The organism is Acinetobacter sp. 102 (genome assembly GCF_037028485.1).
GTDB lineage: Bacteria > Pseudomonadota > Gammaproteobacteria > Pseudomonadales > Moraxellaceae > Acinetobacter > Acinetobacter higginsii.
Window position 1 is genome coordinate 107,344 of record NZ_JAZEZK010000004.1, and the last position, 15,164, is coordinate 122,507.

The 15,164-nt window shown below is 40.4% G+C and carries 15 protein-coding genes and 2 pseudogenes; 14 read left to right on the plus strand and 3 right to left on the minus strand.

The annotated features are described in order from the left end of the window. Positions 1–47: 47 nt before the first annotated feature. The 7 genes from WA352_RS05375 to WA352_RS05410 all read left to right on the plus strand — a co-directional run bounded on the left by WA352_RS05375 (position 48) and on the right by WA352_RS05410 (position 6,907). Positions 48–323, plus strand: coding sequence for a metal/formaldehyde-sensitive transcriptional repressor (locus WA352_RS05375; RefSeq protein WP_001133624.1), 276 nt, complete (start codon positions 48–50; stop codon positions 321–323). A 21-nt stretch (positions 324–344) separates the two neighbouring features. Further along, complete coding sequence (locus tag WA352_RS05380) at positions 345–1,457, plus strand: S-(hydroxymethyl)glutathione dehydrogenase/class III alcohol dehydrogenase (RefSeq protein WP_000842149.1); 1,113 nt, start codon at positions 345–347, stop codon at positions 1,455–1,457. Between the two features lie 228 nt (positions 1,458–1,685). Next, positions 1,686–2,516, plus strand: coding sequence for an S-formylglutathione hydrolase (gene fghA / locus WA352_RS05385; protein WP_005312120.1), 831 nt, complete (start codon positions 1,686–1,688; stop codon positions 2,514–2,516). Positions 2,517–2,755: 239 nt separating this feature from the next. Further along, positions 2,756–3,058 (plus strand): putative quinol monooxygenase, encoded by a 303-nt coding sequence (locus WA352_RS05390; protein WP_000920558.1) that lies wholly within the window; start codon positions 2,756–2,758, stop codon positions 3,056–3,058. 598 nt (positions 3,059–3,656) lie between these two features. Next, positions 3,657–4,814, plus strand: a complete 1,158-nt coding sequence (locus WA352_RS05400; RefSeq protein ID WP_005206919.1) for an iron-containing alcohol dehydrogenase — start codon at positions 3,657–3,659, stop codon at positions 4,812–4,814. Between the two features lie 85 nt (positions 4,815–4,899). Further along, entirely contained in the window at positions 4,900–5,577 is a 678-nt protein-coding gene (locus tag WA352_RS05405) for a type 1 glutamine amidotransferase domain-containing protein (RefSeq protein WP_005206921.1), read from the plus strand. A gap of 202 nt (positions 5,578–5,779) precedes the next feature. Further along, positions 5,780–6,907, plus strand: coding sequence for an alkene reductase (locus tag WA352_RS05410; RefSeq protein ID WP_005206923.1), 1,128 nt, complete (start codon positions 5,780–5,782; stop codon positions 6,905–6,907). An 83-nt stretch (positions 6,908–6,990) separates the two neighbouring features. Here WA352_RS05410 and WA352_RS05415 read toward each other — a convergent pair whose 3' ends face one another. Together WA352_RS05415 and WA352_RS05420 are read right to left on the minus strand one after the other, a co-directional pair. Next, positions 6,991–7,221, minus strand: a complete 231-nt coding sequence (locus WA352_RS05415; RefSeq protein ID WP_005206927.1) for a hypothetical protein — start codon at positions 7,219–7,221, stop codon at positions 6,991–6,993. A 104-nt stretch (positions 7,222–7,325) separates the two neighbouring features. Continuing rightward, a complete protein-coding gene (locus WA352_RS05420; protein WP_005093648.1) occupies positions 7,326–7,934 on the minus strand; it encodes a TetR/AcrR family transcriptional regulator in 609 nt (202 codons plus the stop codon). Positions 7,935–8,077: 143 nt separating this feature from the next. On the opposite strand from WA352_RS05420, the gene WA352_RS05425 reads away from it, so the two are divergent. After that, positions 8,078–9,097 carry an NADP-dependent oxidoreductase gene (locus WA352_RS05425; protein WP_005206929.1) on the plus strand — a complete coding sequence of 340 codons (1,020 nt, stop codon included), beginning with the start codon at positions 8,078–8,080 and terminating at the stop codon, positions 9,095–9,097. 16 nt (positions 9,098–9,113) lie between these two features. After that, a complete protein-coding gene (locus WA352_RS05430) occupies positions 9,114–9,752 on the plus strand; it encodes a glutathione S-transferase family protein (protein WP_005206931.1) in 639 nt (212 codons plus the stop codon). Positions 9,753–10,164: 412 nt separating this feature from the next. Here the strand turns inward: WA352_RS05430 and WA352_RS05435 are convergent. Beyond that, positions 10,165–10,344, minus strand: a pseudogene (locus WA352_RS05435) (hypothetical protein); the annotation flags it as partial. Here WA352_RS05435 and WA352_RS05440 point away from each other — a divergent pair. The 5 genes and pseudogenes from WA352_RS05440 to WA352_RS05460 form a co-directional block, all read left to right on the plus strand. Further along, positions 10,330–10,503 (plus strand): annotated as a pseudogene (locus WA352_RS05440) (DDE-type integrase/transposase/recombinase); the annotation flags it as partial. The pseudogenes WA352_RS05435 and WA352_RS05440 sit on opposite strands and share 15 nt — an antisense overlap. A gap of 296 nt (positions 10,504–10,799) precedes the next feature. Continuing rightward, positions 10,800–12,389, plus strand: a complete 1,590-nt coding sequence (locus WA352_RS05445) for a peptide chain release factor 3 (RefSeq protein ID WP_005312123.1) — start codon at positions 10,800–10,802, stop codon at positions 12,387–12,389. 69 nt (positions 12,390–12,458) lie between these two features. Continuing rightward, complete coding sequence (locus tag WA352_RS05450; protein WP_033133799.1) at positions 12,459–13,286, plus strand: hypothetical protein; 828 nt, start codon at positions 12,459–12,461, stop codon at positions 13,284–13,286. Between the two features lie 119 nt (positions 13,287–13,405). Continuing rightward, positions 13,406–14,320, plus strand: coding sequence for an RsiV family protein (locus WA352_RS05455; RefSeq protein ID WP_033133800.1), 915 nt, complete (start codon positions 13,406–13,408; stop codon positions 14,318–14,320). Further along, the gene (locus tag WA352_RS05460; RefSeq protein ID WP_033133801.1) at positions 14,320–15,135 is read left to right on the plus strand and encodes a TatD family hydrolase; all 816 of its coding nucleotides are present in this window, start codon (positions 14,320–14,322) and stop codon (positions 15,133–15,135) included. The genes WA352_RS05455 and WA352_RS05460 overlap by 1 nt, the downstream gene beginning before the upstream one ends. Positions 15,136–15,164: the final 29 nt, after the last annotated feature.

The window sequence follows — 15,164 nt, forward strand, 5'->3', positions numbered from 1 at the left end:
ATACTATGGGGTACTATAGTATAAAAGCTAGCAAATAAGGAGGTCTGATGCCTAATCAGGTTGAAGACAAAAAAAAGATTCTTCTACGCGTCAGAAAGATCAAAGGTCAGACGCAAGCGATTGAAAAAGCGTTAGAAGACAATGTGGAATGTGGTGCAATTCTGCAACAAATATGCTCTGTGCGTGGTGCTATTAATGGTTTAATGAATGAGATGTTAGAGGTTCATTTAAAGGACACTTTAGTATCAGGTGAAACCACAGAACAACAACGAAAAGAAGAATTGGCTGAAATCGCTAAGATTCTAAAATCATATTTAAAATAGATCTGTATAAGGAATTATTCCATGAAGTCACGTGCTGCCGTTGCGTTTGGTCCTGGTCAACCTCTTCAAATTGTTGAAGTTGATGTTGCACCACCGAAGAAAGGTGAAGTATTAATCAAGATCTCCCATACCGGTGTGTGTCATACCGACGCATTTACTTTATCTGGCGATGATCCTGAAGGTGTTTTTCCGGCTATTCTCGGTCATGAGGGTGCTGGTGTTGTCGTTGAGGTTGGTGAAGGCGTAACTAGCGTCAAACCAGGTGATCATGTCATTCCACTTTACACCGCTGAATGTGGCGAGTGCGTATTCTGTAAATCTGGAAAATCGAACTTGTGTATTTCCGTTCGCGAAACTCAAGGTAGAGGCGTAATGCCAGATGGTACCACTCGTTTTTCCTACAATGGTCAACCGATTTACCACTATATGGGCTGCTCAACGTTCAGTGAATACACGGTAGTGGCAGAAGTATCATTGGCTAAAATCAATCCTGAAGCCAATCACGAACATGTCTGCTTACTGGGTTGTGGTGTAACAACAGGTATCGGTGCAGTACACAACACGGCTAAAGTACAAGAAGGTGATAGTGTTGCGGTCTTTGGTTTAGGTGGTATTGGTTTGGCAGTCGTACAAGCCGCACGTCAAGCTAAAGCAGGACGTATTATTGTGGTTGACATGAATCCAGATAAATTTGCGCTGGCAAAAGAGTTTGGTGCAACGGACTTCTTGAACCCTAAAGATTACGACAAACCAATCCAGCAAGTCATTGTCGAAATGACTGGCTGGGGTGTAGATCATTCATTTGAGTGTATTGGTAACGTGAATGTGATGCGTGCAGCCCTTGAAAGTGCACACCGTGGCTGGGGACAATCCGTAATTATTGGTGTAGCTGGCGCAGGTCAGGAAATCTCTACCCGTCCATTCCAACTGGTTACTGGTCGTAAATGGCTAGGTTCTGCCTTTGGTGGCGTAAAAGGTCGTACGCAACTTCCAGGAATGGTTGAAGATGCCATGAAAGGTAAAATTCAATTAGAACCATTTGTGACACATACGATGGGCTTGGATCAGATCAATGAAGCCTTTGATCTAATGCATGAAGGTAAGTCAATTCGTACTGTAATTCATTACGAATAATTGCGTCAGACCTTATAGTTTTCCATGCATGTGCATCATGAATGACATGCATGGAATCCTCTAAAACGGCACATTATCTGTAAAACCGATCTATCTGTGTAGGCATCGTGTATAGGTTCAATAAACCTGCCTACATTTTAAATCTTTATCACTATTCTCTGTGGAGAATGTGAGACTCTTTGTTTACTCGATTTCTCATGAAGTCTTGCTCAACATAGGTAATTGATTATGGAAATAATTGAGAAACATGCTTCTTTTGGTGGATCGCAAGAAGTGTATCGCCATCAGTCAACAGCATTAAACTGTTCAATGAAATTCTCAATATATCTGCCACCTCATGACAAAGATGAGCGGTTGCCAGTTTTATATTGGTTATCAGGGCTGACTTGCAACGAACAGAACTTTATTACTAAAGCCGGAGCACAAAAGTATGCGGCTGAACATAAAGTCATTATTGTTGCACCAGATACCAGCCCACGTGGAGAGGATGTACCAGATCATGCAGATTATGATTTAGGCCAAGGCGCAGGATTCTATGTGAATGCAACACAAGCACCCTGGTCACAGCATTTCAAAATGTATGATTATATTGTGGAAGAACTCAGAAATCTGATTGACCTGAATTTTCCGACCAATCAAGTCCAAAGCATTATGGGTCATAGCATGGGTGGTCATGGTGCATTAGTAATTGGGTTAAAAAACCCTGAGCTGTATAAAAGTATTTCTGCTTTTGCACCAATTGTTGCACCTAGCCAAGTACCTTGGGGGAAAAAGGCTTTTACACACTACCTAGGTGAAACCGAAACTTTATGGAAAAGCTATGATGCGATTGAATTAATCAAAAACGCTGAAGTTCATTTACCTATTTTAGTCGACCAGGGAACAGCTGATGATTTTCTTGAAGAACAGTTAAGACCTAATCTTCTTAGTAATATTTGTTTGGAACAAGAATATCCTCTTACACTTAACCTAAGAGAAGGGTATGACCATAGCTATTACTTCATTGCGAGCTTTATAGAGAAACATATAGAGTTTCACAGCAAATTCCTAGCTAAATAACTTTCATAGATATGAGGATGTACATGTTGTTCTTGAATGCTTCTTGAGCAATATTTTTTGATTCAAATGTTAATGATATTAACTTGAATAAATTCATAGCATTATGTCGAAATAAACACCCAGATTTTGGCTCAGCTATGGAAAATTGTTTTTAACTTTTGTACAACAAAACTTTCTGACATGCATACATTAGCAATGTCAGAATGAGTTTTAATTTTAATCAATAGTGGAGTTTAGTCATGCTTAAAACAGCTTTATATGTCCGTCTTGAAGCTAAACCGGGTAAAGAAGACGAAGTGGAAGCTTTCCTTAAAGCCGGTTTACCTATTGTAATGGAAGAACCTGCGACAGTTGCGTGGTTTGGCCTACGTCTTGGACCTACAACATTTGGTATTTTTGATGCATTTCCTGATGAGGCGGGTCGCCAAGCACATTTATCTGGCAAGGTTGCAGCTGCGTTGATGGCTCAGGCCGAAGAGCTATTTTCAGAGCCACCGTCTATTGAAAAAGTAGATGTTTTGGCAAGTAAACTACCAGCTTAAACCGACGCTTAAATGTATAAATGTGCTGCCTGAAATTTTGAATGAAAGGCAGCACTTCAACCCTGTGAGGTTTGTCAGAGGCTTTTTATTCAAGTTGGGCTACTTTATTTAATGGCTTAATCTCATCATTTACATGGGTCAATATCCAAAACAGGGTAAATAAACGAATGCACCGATATACATGCTTTATATTGAACCAATATATCTAATTTACTGTCGCATTTGTACATCTCTTAAACCATGCCAATCTGCTTTTAAAATATTTAATTATTGCTATTTTGTATGAGCCATTCACTGCTTTAGCGAATGCGTTCACGACCATATCAGTAGTCATACGTGATGATACCTTCCATCCAACTATCGCTCGTGAAAATACATCAATAATAAAAGTGATATAGAACAAGCCTGAATTTGTTTAACCATCACACAAGTCGGCAAGCTGAGATATTTTTTATAAAAATAGACGACTGGTCTATTTTTATGTATAGTTAGCACATGGTGCAGTCAAAAGCCGCAATGTTGTCCAATTTTTTAAAGTTTATTTGATGAATAACGGTGGTTTTTCAAATCAATTAGCTGATCATCCTAGGATAAAAATATGCTGAATTTTAACTTTTATAATCCGACCCGCATTATTTTTGGTGGCGATACAATAGCTAAAATCAATGACTATGTGCCTACAGAAGCAAAAGTATTAATGTTGTTTGGTGGTGAAAGTGCACGTAAGAATGGTACTTTAGCTGAAGTGCGTGAAGCATTAGGTGCAAGAGAAATTCATGAATTTGGCGGAATTGAGCCGAATCCGAGTTATGAAACCCTCATGAAAGCTGTAGAGCTGATTCGAGAACAAAATATTGATTTCTTGATGGCTGTCGGTGGTGGATCGGTAATTGATGGTACTAAATTTATTGCAGCAGCAGTCAATTATACAGGGGATACATGGGAGATTTTAGAAACCCATGGTACTAAAATTACTCAAGCTTTGCCCTTTGCGAGTGTACTCACCCTTCCAGCAACTGGTTCAGAAATGAATAGCGGTGGGGTAGTCACCAGAAAATCGACCCAAGCCAAATTGTCATTTAGCAGCCCCTATGTTTTTCCGCAATTTTCCGTACTCGATCCGAATAAAACTTTTAGTTTGCCGACGCGCCAGTTAGCAAATGGCGTGGTTGATGCATTTATTCATGTCATGGAACAGTACTTAACTTACCCTGTCAATGCACAAGTACAAGATCGTTTTGCCGAAGGTCTATTGCAAACTCTGATTGAGATTGGGCCGAAAATCTTGGAAGATTCAGCAGATTATGACACGCGTGCGAATTTGATGTGGGCTGCTAGCATGGCACTGAATGGGCTAATTGGAGCTGGTGTACCACAAGATTGGTCAACCCATTTGATTGGGCATGAGCTCACGGCTTTACATGGTATTGATCATGCTCGTACCTTGGCCATTGTGTTGCCGGCCAATCTACAAGTGCGTCGTCAAGAGAAGCGAGAAAAATTACTACAGTATGCAGCTCGAGTCTGGCAGATTGTCGAAGGTGATGAAGAACAACGTATTGATACTGCTATTGCTCGTACTCGAGCCTTCTTTGAGCAACTTGGATTGCCGACTCGTCTTAGCGATTATGGACTGGGGGAGACGGATATTGAGATCATCATTACGCAACTTAAATCACACAATCTTACACAGCTAGGCGAACATAAAACTGTTTCATTAGAGATCAGTCGCCAAATTCTCGAGACGAGTATCTAAATAAGCGTATCTGTCATGGTCACGCTACACGACAAGTGATCATGCAACAATGCTCCTCAATCCTGAAAAATATCGGAGAAATAACATGAAAATTTTAATCGTTTTAACCTCACATGATCAACTTGGCAATACGGGTAAGAAAACAGGTTTCTGGCTAGAAGAACTTGCTGCACCGTATTACACCTTTATTGACTCTGGTGCTGAAGTTACGCTGGCGTCGCCTCAAGGTGGGCAGCCACCACTAGATCCTAAAAGTAATTTGGCAGAAGCACAAACTGAAACCACTCATCGTTTTGAAGCAGATCCAACTGCAATGCAAGCATTGGCACAGACGCATAAACTTAGCGAAATCTCTGTAGCTGATTATGATGCAGTGTTTTATCCAGGCGGGCATGGCCCATTGTGGGATTTAGCAGAAGATCCGATTTCAATTTCTGTGATTGAACAGGCGATTCAGTCTGGCAAACCTGTTGCAGCAGTGTGTCATGCCCCGGGTGTTCTTCGTCATGTGAAAGCGAGTAATGGAGCGCCTTTAGTGAGCGGTAAATTAGTGACTGGTTTCACCAATACTGAGGAGGCCGCTGTAGGTTTGACTGAAATTGTACCATTTTTAGTTGAAGACATGCTTAAAGAAAACGGTGGTCATTATTCTAAAGTAGATGATTGGCAAGTATATGTTCAAGTTGATGGCTTGCTGGTTACTGGACAAAATCCAGCATCTTCTGCTGCAACTGCCTCAGCATTACTTCAATTGTTGAAATAAAGAGTAGCTGGTGTCTGTTGTGGTGCTTAGCAGTGAATAAACTTCTGACGCTGAGCAACTGACGCAATAAGCAAAATAACCCTCCCTTAATGGTGAAGGGCCTGAGTGAATAGCTTTCCTTCCTTTAATTTTCTATATACAGGAAGGAAGGGTATTTTTTTAATTTAGATCAATTTAGTCATGATTACTTGGATACAATGAAATGAAAGCCAGCAAACTTTTTCAAAACTTAAACTTAGGCCCTTATGTTTTGCAAAACCGTATTGTATTGCCACCATTAACGCGGTCGCGCAGTACTCAGCCAGGGAATATTCCAAATGAATTGATGGCAACCTATTATCAACAGCGTACCGGGGCAGGATTTATGGTCACCGAAGGTACGCAAATCGAGCCACGTGGTCAAGGCTATGCTTGGACTCCCGGTATTTACAGTCCTGAACAGATTGCTGGATGGCGTAAAGTGACGGAAGCAGTGCATGCTAAAGGAGGCATTATTTTTGCACAACTTTGGCATGTTGGGCGTGTTTCACATACATCTTTGCAACCCAATCATGCATCACCGGTCGCGCCTTCGGCTATTGGGGCTGATAGTAATGTTAAAGTCTTTATTGAGACCGGGCCCAATGCGGGGGCCTTGGCTGATCCTTCCATGCCACGTGCTTTAAGCAATGCAGAGGTTAAAGAATTAGTGCAACTCTATGCTCAAGCAGCACGCAATGCCTTGGCTGCTGGTTTTGATGGGGTTGAAATTCATTGTGCAAATGGTTATTTGGTAAATCAATTTATCTCTGCACATAGTAACCACCGTGAAGATGAATATGGGGGATCACTAAACAATCGTTTGCGTTTTTTACGTGAAGTAGTACAGGCAGTTGCTGAGGTGGTTGGTGCAGATCGTTTAGGAGTGCGTTTTGCCCCGCTATTTGAAAGTACAGAGGAAGATCGTGTTTACATGGGGTTGGTTGAAGATGATCCACATGTGACTTATATTGAAGCCATAAAAATACTTGAAGAAGTTGGGATTGCCTATTTATCGATTGCAGAAGCTGATTGGGATAATGCACCAGAACTTCCTCATGATTTTCGTAAAGATGTCAGAGACACTTTCAGTGGTCGGATTATTTATGCAGGTCGATATACGGCAGAAAGAGGGACTCGAATTTTAGAGGCAGGGCTGGCCGATTTAATTGCATTTGGACGCCCATTTATTGCGAATCCAGATTTACCCGATCGCATCGCCAATGGCTGGCCATTGAATGCAGTAGATGCAAGCACTATGTATGGTGGGACGGAAAAAGGCTATATTGATTATCCAGCTTACGCAGATTAATATTGACTTAATGAGTTATTTTGCCAACCTTTGTGGTTGGCAAAATAACGACTTAGGATTGCTGTTGCCAGCACAATTTCTTCTTAAAACAGGCTCTTAAAATTTTTTAGCTGTGTAATGAGCCAACCTGCCAGTGGGAAAGAAATCAGTTGCGTTACTGGCACTAATACTATGACTTCAATCAACACCATCATCGGGAAACTTTGATGCTGAGTAATTGGCTTTAATAAAGTGAGTACCAGTAATAGTGTGGGATATAAGCCTAAATATCCGACTAAAATACGAGTCATGAGGGCTTTAGAAGGAGAATTCATTGTGCGCTATACTCATGGATTGTAAATTGATCTAATAGCAACACATTAATAAGTAATTATTGGGCTGCTGTCATTAATTATGTAATTGATATTTAATCTAATTTTTATGAATCTTCACTTTTTAATAGAAATTTAGTTGCTCTCAGAGCTTGATGTAATGGTGTTTTATCTTTTTGCAACTTACTCAGTAATGCTGCACCTAACCACATTTGGTAAAGTACTTGTGCCAACGTCGAGGCCTCAGTATCTGCTTGGATAGACTGATCCTGTTTTCCCAAATCAATTAAACCAGCAATACGTTCGATTACATCATCGACGCCAGCGGACATAATGGAGCGCATATCTTCAGATAGATCGGCAACTTCTGCGGCAAGTTTCACAATTAAACAGCTATCCGCCCAACCACACTGTGTTTCAGGATCTTCTATCCATAAATTAAAATACTCAATCAGCTTTTGATAAGGGGATTTATCGCTACGCCATACATCATTTAAACGGACTTGGTAATTGTCTACATAATGCTGTACCAATTCACATCCGAAAGCTTCCTTGGATTGGAAATAATGATAAAACGAGCCTTTGGGGATCTCACAGCTCTGTAAAATTTCCTGTAATCCTACACCGGTAAAACCTTTATGCAAAATCAGGTCTGAACTAGTGTTAAGAATGTGTAAGCGTTTCGCTTCAGACTTTTTAATAGGATTAGGCTTCATATTAATTATTTACTCTATTGTAAAAAATAGACCAGTCGTATTGTTTTTTAGTATAACTCATCTACAATGGTTGTAAAGAAATTTTAATCATAATTTTTGATTGTGAAGAGAAATACTTCTAAATAAAACATGGAGTTATATTTGTGAAAACAGTTATTAATCAACGCATCGTTTTAGCTAAACGGCCAGTGGGTGAGCCAAAACACAGCGATTTTCGTATTGAGCAAATTGAGCTCAATGAACTTAAACAAGGCGAGATATTGTTAAAGACCATTTACTTGTCACTCGATCCTTATATGCGTGGTCGCATGAGTGATGCTCCTTCATATGCAGCACCGGTTGAAATTGGCGAAGTGATGGTCGGTGGAACAGTCAGTCAAGTGGTGGCCTCTAAAAACCCAAAATTTAAAGAAGGCGAGTGGGTTCTTTCCGGAAATGGCTGGCAGAGCTACGCAATTTCTAATGGGTCTGCCTGTCAAAGCTTAGGTATGCAACCTGAACATCCATCTTGGGCATTGGGTATTTTGGGAATGCCAGGATTTACTGCTTATATGGGGTTGTTGGACATTGGCCAGCCTAAAGCTGGTGAAACTTTGGTCGTTGCAGCTGCAACAGGACCTGTTGGTGCTACGGTTGGACAGATTGGCAAACTTAAAGGTTGTCGCGTGGTTGGCGTCGCAGGTGGGGCTGAAAAATGTCGTTATGCAGTAGAAGAACTCGGCTTCAATGCTTGTATCAATCATCATGATGAAAATTTTGCAGAACAATTACAACAAGCAGCTCCCAACGGTATTGATATTTATTATGAGAATGTGGGGGGTAAAGTGTTTGATGCTGTATGGCCATTGCTTAACTCTGCGGCACGTGTACCGGTGTGTGGTGTGGTTTCCCAGTATAACGCTACCGAGCAAGCACAAGGGCCAGACCGTTTACCGGGCTTTATTTCTACCCTTTTAAAAAAACGTATTCGCATGCAAGGCTTTATTATTTTTGATGATTATGGCAGTCAGTATCCGGAATTCTATCAGCAAATGTCTGAATGGTTGAAAGACGGAAAAATCAAATATAAAGAGCATATGGTGCAAGGTTTAGATAACACGATCAATGCTTTCAATGGTATGTTGAAAGGCGAAAACTTTGGCAAAGTCGTTGTAAAAATTTAAAAAAATAGGAATTATCATGATTACACTACATCATTTAGATCAATCACGTTCTTTTCGCATTTTGTGGTTACTTGAAGAAATCAAGCAGCCTTATGAGCTGAAACGCTATTATCGTGACTCAAACACGCATTTGGCCCCTGACTCTTTAAAAACCATCCATCCTTTAGGGAAATCTCCAGTATTGGAATGGGATGGCAAAGTTATTGCAGAGTCAGGCGCAATCGTTGAGTTATTAATTCAGAAACTTGCGCCGCATTTAGGACCTGATATGGATGAACCTACCTATGTCGATTATCTACAGTGGATTCATTTCTCAGAAAGCTCTGCCATGCTGCCATTTTTATTAAAAACGTTTAATGCGATTGAAACCAAGCAGGGTACGAAGTTGGTATTTCTAGAAAATTATACCCAAGTTGAGTTCGATAAAGTATTTAGCTATTTAAATGAATATTTAAAAGATAAAGAGTTTCTAGTGGCAGACCGTTTAACCGGTGCTGACTTTATGATGGGCTTTGGACTACATGCTTTAGTTTATCATATGGGACAAGGTGAAAATTATCCCCATATCCAACGTTATGTAGCAGGTTTAAGCCAACTACCTAGCTGGCAAGCCGCAGTACAAATTGAACAAAATGGTGTGAAAAGTCAAAAATAGCAAGATTGATTTTTAAGGCAATTGAGAAAAAGAATCGTGATTGTCAAGTACAGCTAGTTATAAAATAAGCTGACACATATTTAAGTAAACGCCTAATGAATTTCATCGGGCGTTCTCTATTTTAAAGATAAGGAATTACCATTATTTAAGACAAGTTGCGCCTGTTCTTCCACTGTAAATTCCTATCAAAAGAGCTTGAATATCGTGACGGTTACGTTGAAAGATATAATCAACTTTTGAAAGAAAGAAACGTGGCTAACGCACAGCAAGATTAAATTATTCCTCGGGGTCTTAAACAAGTAAACTACATCATTTTACTAACATAAACACATATACGTAAAAATCAGGCCCCGTTTAACTGGCAATAGTTTTTGAACTCTTGTATAAAAGCTTAAAAGAATCTAGCAAGTCTTTATTTAATGTTAATATTCATCCAGTATTGAGGTTTTTTATCTTTTCTTGCCTGTGATCTAGGTTGTAATACTCTAATTTCATACTCACCTGAAGCAGGTAAAATATAAATACCATTATCATCAAGCTCTGGAGAATATTCTCCAAGATTGATGGAGTCTTTTAATTGATTACCCCTGCTCTCAGCATGGCTGTTGGCAATCATAAACCATCTCGAAAATTAATCGTTCACTCGGACAGAGGAAGCCAATATTGCAGCCATGAATATCGCAATATGATTGAAAAATATGGATTTCAGGCTTCGATGAGTAAAAAAGGCGATTGCTACAATAATGCACCAAATCAAATGGCAGAGGACTTTTACAAGTTGCCTGCCTAGAATCTCCTAAGTAAGAGTGTCCTGTTAATCCAGCAAACATCAATTCCCGATAAGCCGAAAAGTCCGAAGCAAAGAGATAAATTGAGTTTATAAAACTAGGTGTTTCCCCCCCCAAAAAAAAAGCCACTGGATTTCCACCTATGCCTATACAACTCTAAATCTGCTACAATTACGCCAATTTTGAATTCCCACTTTTTCAGTTTTAGTACATATTTAGAAATGTGTACATAACTGTGTACATATTGTAGATTTTTCTTATGTTTAAAGATGAATTAGCTAGAGAAGTAAAGGCTCGTAGAACCTTTGCCATCATTTCCCACCCCGATGCGGGTAAGACCACCATGACAGAAAAACTGTTGTTATGGGGTAAGGCGATTCAAGTTGCTGGTATGGTAAAAAGCCGTAAGTCTGATCGTTCTGCAACGTCGGACTGGATGGAAATGGAAAAAGAACGCGGTATCTCGATTACCACATCGGTGATGCAGTTCCCTTATAAAAAGCACACCATTAACTTACTTGATACACCGGGGCATGAAGACTTCTCAGAAGATACTTACCGTACCTTGACCGCAGTGGACTCTGCGTTGATGGTGATCGATGGTGCAAAAGGTGTCGAAGAACGTACCATTAAATTGATGGAAGTGTGTCGTATGCGCGACACACCAATCATTTCATTTGTGAACAAAATGGACCGTGAGATTCGCGAGCCTTTAGAGTTGCTCGATGAAATTGAAAATGTCCTGAATATTCGCTGTGTGCCGATTACATGGCCTTTAGGTATGGGGCGTGATTTTGCGGGTGTTTACAATCTGCTTGAAAACAAACTGTATGTCTATAAAGCAGGTTTTGGCTCAACCATTACCGATATTGAAGTGCGTGATGGCTATGACCATGCCGATATTCGTGAAAAAGTCGGTGAGTTGGCGTGGGCTTCCTTTGAAGAATCACTTGAATTGGTGCAAATGGCAAATGAACCATTAGACCGTGAGTTATTCCTACAAGGTAAACAAACTCCTGTATTGTTTGGTACGGCATTGGGTAACTTTGCGGTTGACCATGTCTTGGATACCTTTATTAATTGGGCGCCAGAGCCGAAGGCACATCCAACGCAAGAACGTATTGTGGATGCCAATGAAGAAGGCTTCACAGGCTTCGTGTTTAAGATTCAGGCCAATATGGACCCGAAACACCGTGACCGTATTGCCTTTATGCGTATTTGCTCAGGTAAATATGAAAAAGGCTTGAAAATGAATCATGTGCGTATTGGTAAAGATGTCCGTATCAGTGATGCATTGACTTTCCTTGCGGGCGAGCGTGAGCATTTGGAAGAAGCTTGGCCGGGCGATATTATTGGTTTACATAACCACGGTACCATTCAGATTGGTGATACCTTTACCAGCGGTGAAAATCTTCATTTCACAGGGATTCCACACTTCGCACCTGAAATGTTCCGTCGTGTTCGCTTAAAAGATCCATTGAAATCGAAGCAATTGCAAAAAGGTTTGAAAGAATTATCTGAAGAGGGTGCAACTCAGGTCTTCATGCCACAAATCAGTAATGATCTGATTGTCGGTGCGGTCGGTGTGTTACAGTTTGATGTGGTTGCTTATCGTTTAAAAGAAGAATATAAAGTGGACTGTATTTATGAGCCTGTCAGTGTACATACGGTTCGTTGGGTGCATTGTGATGACGAAAAGATTCTGAATGAGTTTAAGAAAAAAGCGCATGATCAACTTTCAGTTGATGGCGGTGGCCACTTAACTTATCTTGCACCAAGTCGCGTAAACTTGCAGTTGATGCAAGAACGCTGGCCAGATATTCAGTTCCGTAACACACGAGAACACTAAACTGCACAAAAACAGCTTCTAATTAGAGGCTGTTTTTAATTGAACGAACTAAAAATAAAGGATGATGCAATGAACACTTTAAAACCACTTTTAGCTGTCAGTATGATGATTGGCATGATGGCTTTAACGGCATGTGATCATCCGAATAAAAATGAAAGTACTGCAGAGCAGACCAAAGAACAGGCTGCGTCATCAGTCGAAAAAGCCGAAGTTCTCCCTTATTTAAATATGAAAGAAGCCAAGGCAGATTATGCTTTGCCATTTTGTGAAAAGAAAAATTGTATTGATGTCGACATTCAAACCATTAAAACACAGGATGATTGGCTGAATGCGTGGATTGCGAAAAATCAGGCCAACGTGATTCAACAGCAGATTGAGTTAAATAAGAATCTAACCTTGCAACAAGCGATTAATGCCTATGTAAAAAAGTCGGATGAATGGCAGGATAAATATTCTAAAAATAAGGCTTATGAACTGCATTTAAATACCCGAATTGCTTCACAGCGAAATCAATATGTATTGTTGCAAGTTGGGGTAAATGCGCAGCAAGAGGATATTGCGGTGAAAGATCGTTTCTATTTCTTTGTCGCAGATCGCAAGCTACAAAAAAGTGTCAGCGTCTTAGACGTGATTCAAAAGAATCAGCAAAATGCATTAAACGAAATTATTCAGACGCATTACCAACAATGGATTGAGAAGCAATCTTCAGAAGTGAAAAAGCAGCTGCCGAAAAAATTGTATTGGGGGCAGGCAGATTGGTTCTTTGATGGTGAGGGCATTGGATTACATTATCGTGCCAACGAAATTAGTAAGGATGCACCACAACTGGATATCTATCTCAGCACTGAACAAAGTAAACAGATGCTACAAGCTGAAATTTATCAGCAAATGTTCTAATCAGATAGAGTACAAGATTTTTGAGATTCGTATAGAAATTGCATGCACTGCTAGCGGTTTTGTATGAAGTTCGATAGCATTTAAAAATCTTGTGTAATAACAATGCTGATAGGTTTTAAATGAAAACAATTGCTAAATTTAGCGTGCTTGCTTGTGCAATTTTACTTGCTGCTTGCCAGCCGAAATCAGAACCTAAAGAATCACAGGATAAACCGACAGATCCGCCAGCGGCACAGCAAACTGCCGAGCCGATTTTGCGTGGTGAAACAGTGAAGCTACAGGTGACTTTACCTGAATGTAAAGGTAATACCTGCCCCGATTTTACCGTTGAACGATTACAAAGTAATTTCCCCTTTATTGACCAGTTACTGGATCAGCAGATTCTCGATCAATTGAGTAAAATGCTCGATGTCGTTGATGCCGATGCTTCAGCAGCATCTGCACCAAAAACGACTGAGCAAAAAACAGGTTTAGATGCTCAGGCACAAGCTTATGCCAATGCCTTTGTTAAAATTGACGAAGAGTTAAAAGCGCTCAGTAGTAGTCATCAGATCAGCTTGATGATTAAGCCAAAGATTTTACAACCGAAAGGAACATTGGCAACCGTAGTGTTGAATAGCAGTAGTTATTTGGGTGGGGCACATGGCTCGACTTCACAACGCTATTACAACTTTGATTTAACCACTCAAAAACAGGTGCAGCTACACGACTTATTGTTGCCGAAGCAAAAAGCGAGTTTAGACAAATTGGCACATGAGGCGTTTAAAACATGGATTGTCGATTCCAAACTTGCAACAGATCCGAAGGAGTATGAACAGGCTTGGCCTTTCCAAGTCACCGATAATTTCTTATTGGGTGAACAGGGTTTAATTCTGCAATATGGCGAATATGAGATTGGTCCTTATGTCGTCGGTTTACCGCGATTAGTGATTCCATTTAGTGAGTTACAAGGCGTGTTAAAACCTGAATATTTACCAAAAATTGATACGCCAGCAGCATCTACCCCCGCTGCAAGTACGCCAAGTCAAAGTTAATGCAACTGTTCGATACCCATACCCATTTTGATGTTGCCGATTTTGATCATGATCGGCAACATCTGGCTGAACAAGCAAAACAGGTTGGGGTCGATGCTTTGGTGTTAATCGGTTTTGTTGAATCCCGATTCGATGAGCTGATCCACACCCATCAACAATTACACGCTTGGGATAAGGTGCCGACTTCTTATCTGGCACCTGGCTTGCATCCTTTTTATATCGAACAACATCAGCCAGAACATTTACAGCGACTTGAGCAAGTCTTACAGCAGCATGACTGTGTGGCTGTAGGTGAAATCGGTTTAGATACTTTTTTAAAACAACATAAACAGCCTGAACTATTTGCCAAGCAACAACATTATTTTATTGAGCAATTGGCATTGGCAACACAGTATCAAAAGCCTGTGCTATTGCATATCCGTAAGGCACATGCAGAAACCCTTGCCATTTTAAAAACACAAAAATTCAAATTGGGTGGCATTGCCCATGCGTTTAGTGGTGGTGTCGAAGAAGCCAAAGCCTTGGTTAAACTGGGCTTTAAAATTGGGGTGACAGGACAAATCACCAATCCAAATGCTAAAAAGCTGCATCAAGTGGTACAAGCGATAGGCAGTGAAAACTTGGTGATTGAAACCGATTGTCCAGATATGACGCCGTTGTGTTGCCAAACTTCGACCGAGCATCGTACCCGTAATACCCCAGTCAATTTACCTTATGTTCTAGAAAGTTTGGCTCAGACCCTTGGCCTGCCTGAGTTGCAGCTGGCTGCACAAGTATGGCAAAACTCATTGGCTGCGTTGCGACTTAAATTTTAAGAGAATAAGCAAATAATCTCGTTAAAAAT

Bases quoted from the DNA above. Each gene is read 5' to 3' on its own strand.
- WA352_RS05375 (WP_001133624.1), top strand. From the start codon at position 48: ATGCCTAATCAGGTTGAAGACAAAAAAAAGATTCTTCTACGCGTCAGA.
- WA352_RS05380 (WP_000842149.1), top strand. From the start codon at position 345: ATGAAGTCACGTGCTGCCGTTGCGTTTGGTCCTGGTCAACCTCTTCAA.
- fghA (WP_005312120.1), top strand. From the start codon at position 1,686: ATGGAAATAATTGAGAAACATGCTTCTTTTGGTGGATCGCAAGAAGTG.
- WA352_RS05390 (WP_000920558.1), top strand. From the start codon at position 2,756: ATGCTTAAAACAGCTTTATATGTCCGTCTTGAAGCTAAACCGGGTAAA.
- WA352_RS05400 (WP_005206919.1), top strand. From the start codon at position 3,657: ATGCTGAATTTTAACTTTTATAATCCGACCCGCATTATTTTTGGTGGC.
- WA352_RS05405 (WP_005206921.1), top strand. From the start codon at position 4,900: ATGAAAATTTTAATCGTTTTAACCTCACATGATCAACTTGGCAATACG.
- WA352_RS05410 (WP_005206923.1), top strand. From the start codon at position 5,780: ATGAAAGCCAGCAAACTTTTTCAAAACTTAAACTTAGGCCCTTATGTT.
- WA352_RS05415 (WP_005206927.1), bottom strand. From the start codon at position 7,221: ATGAATTCTCCTTCTAAAGCCCTCATGACTCGTATTTTAGTCGGATAT.
- WA352_RS05420 (WP_005093648.1), bottom strand. From the start codon at position 7,934: ATGAAGCCTAATCCTATTAAAAAGTCTGAAGCGAAACGCTTACACATT.
- WA352_RS05430 (WP_005206931.1), top strand. From the start codon at position 9,114: ATGATTACACTACATCATTTAGATCAATCACGTTCTTTTCGCATTTTG.
- WA352_RS05445 (WP_005312123.1), top strand. From the start codon at position 10,800: ATGTTTAAAGATGAATTAGCTAGAGAAGTAAAGGCTCGTAGAACCTTT.
- WA352_RS05450 (WP_033133799.1), top strand. From the start codon at position 12,459: ATGAACACTTTAAAACCACTTTTAGCTGTCAGTATGATGATTGGCATG.
- WA352_RS05455 (WP_033133800.1), top strand. From the start codon at position 13,406: ATGAAAACAATTGCTAAATTTAGCGTGCTTGCTTGTGCAATTTTACTT.
- WA352_RS05460 (WP_033133801.1), top strand. From the start codon at position 14,320: ATGCAACTGTTCGATACCCATACCCATTTTGATGTTGCCGATTTTGAT.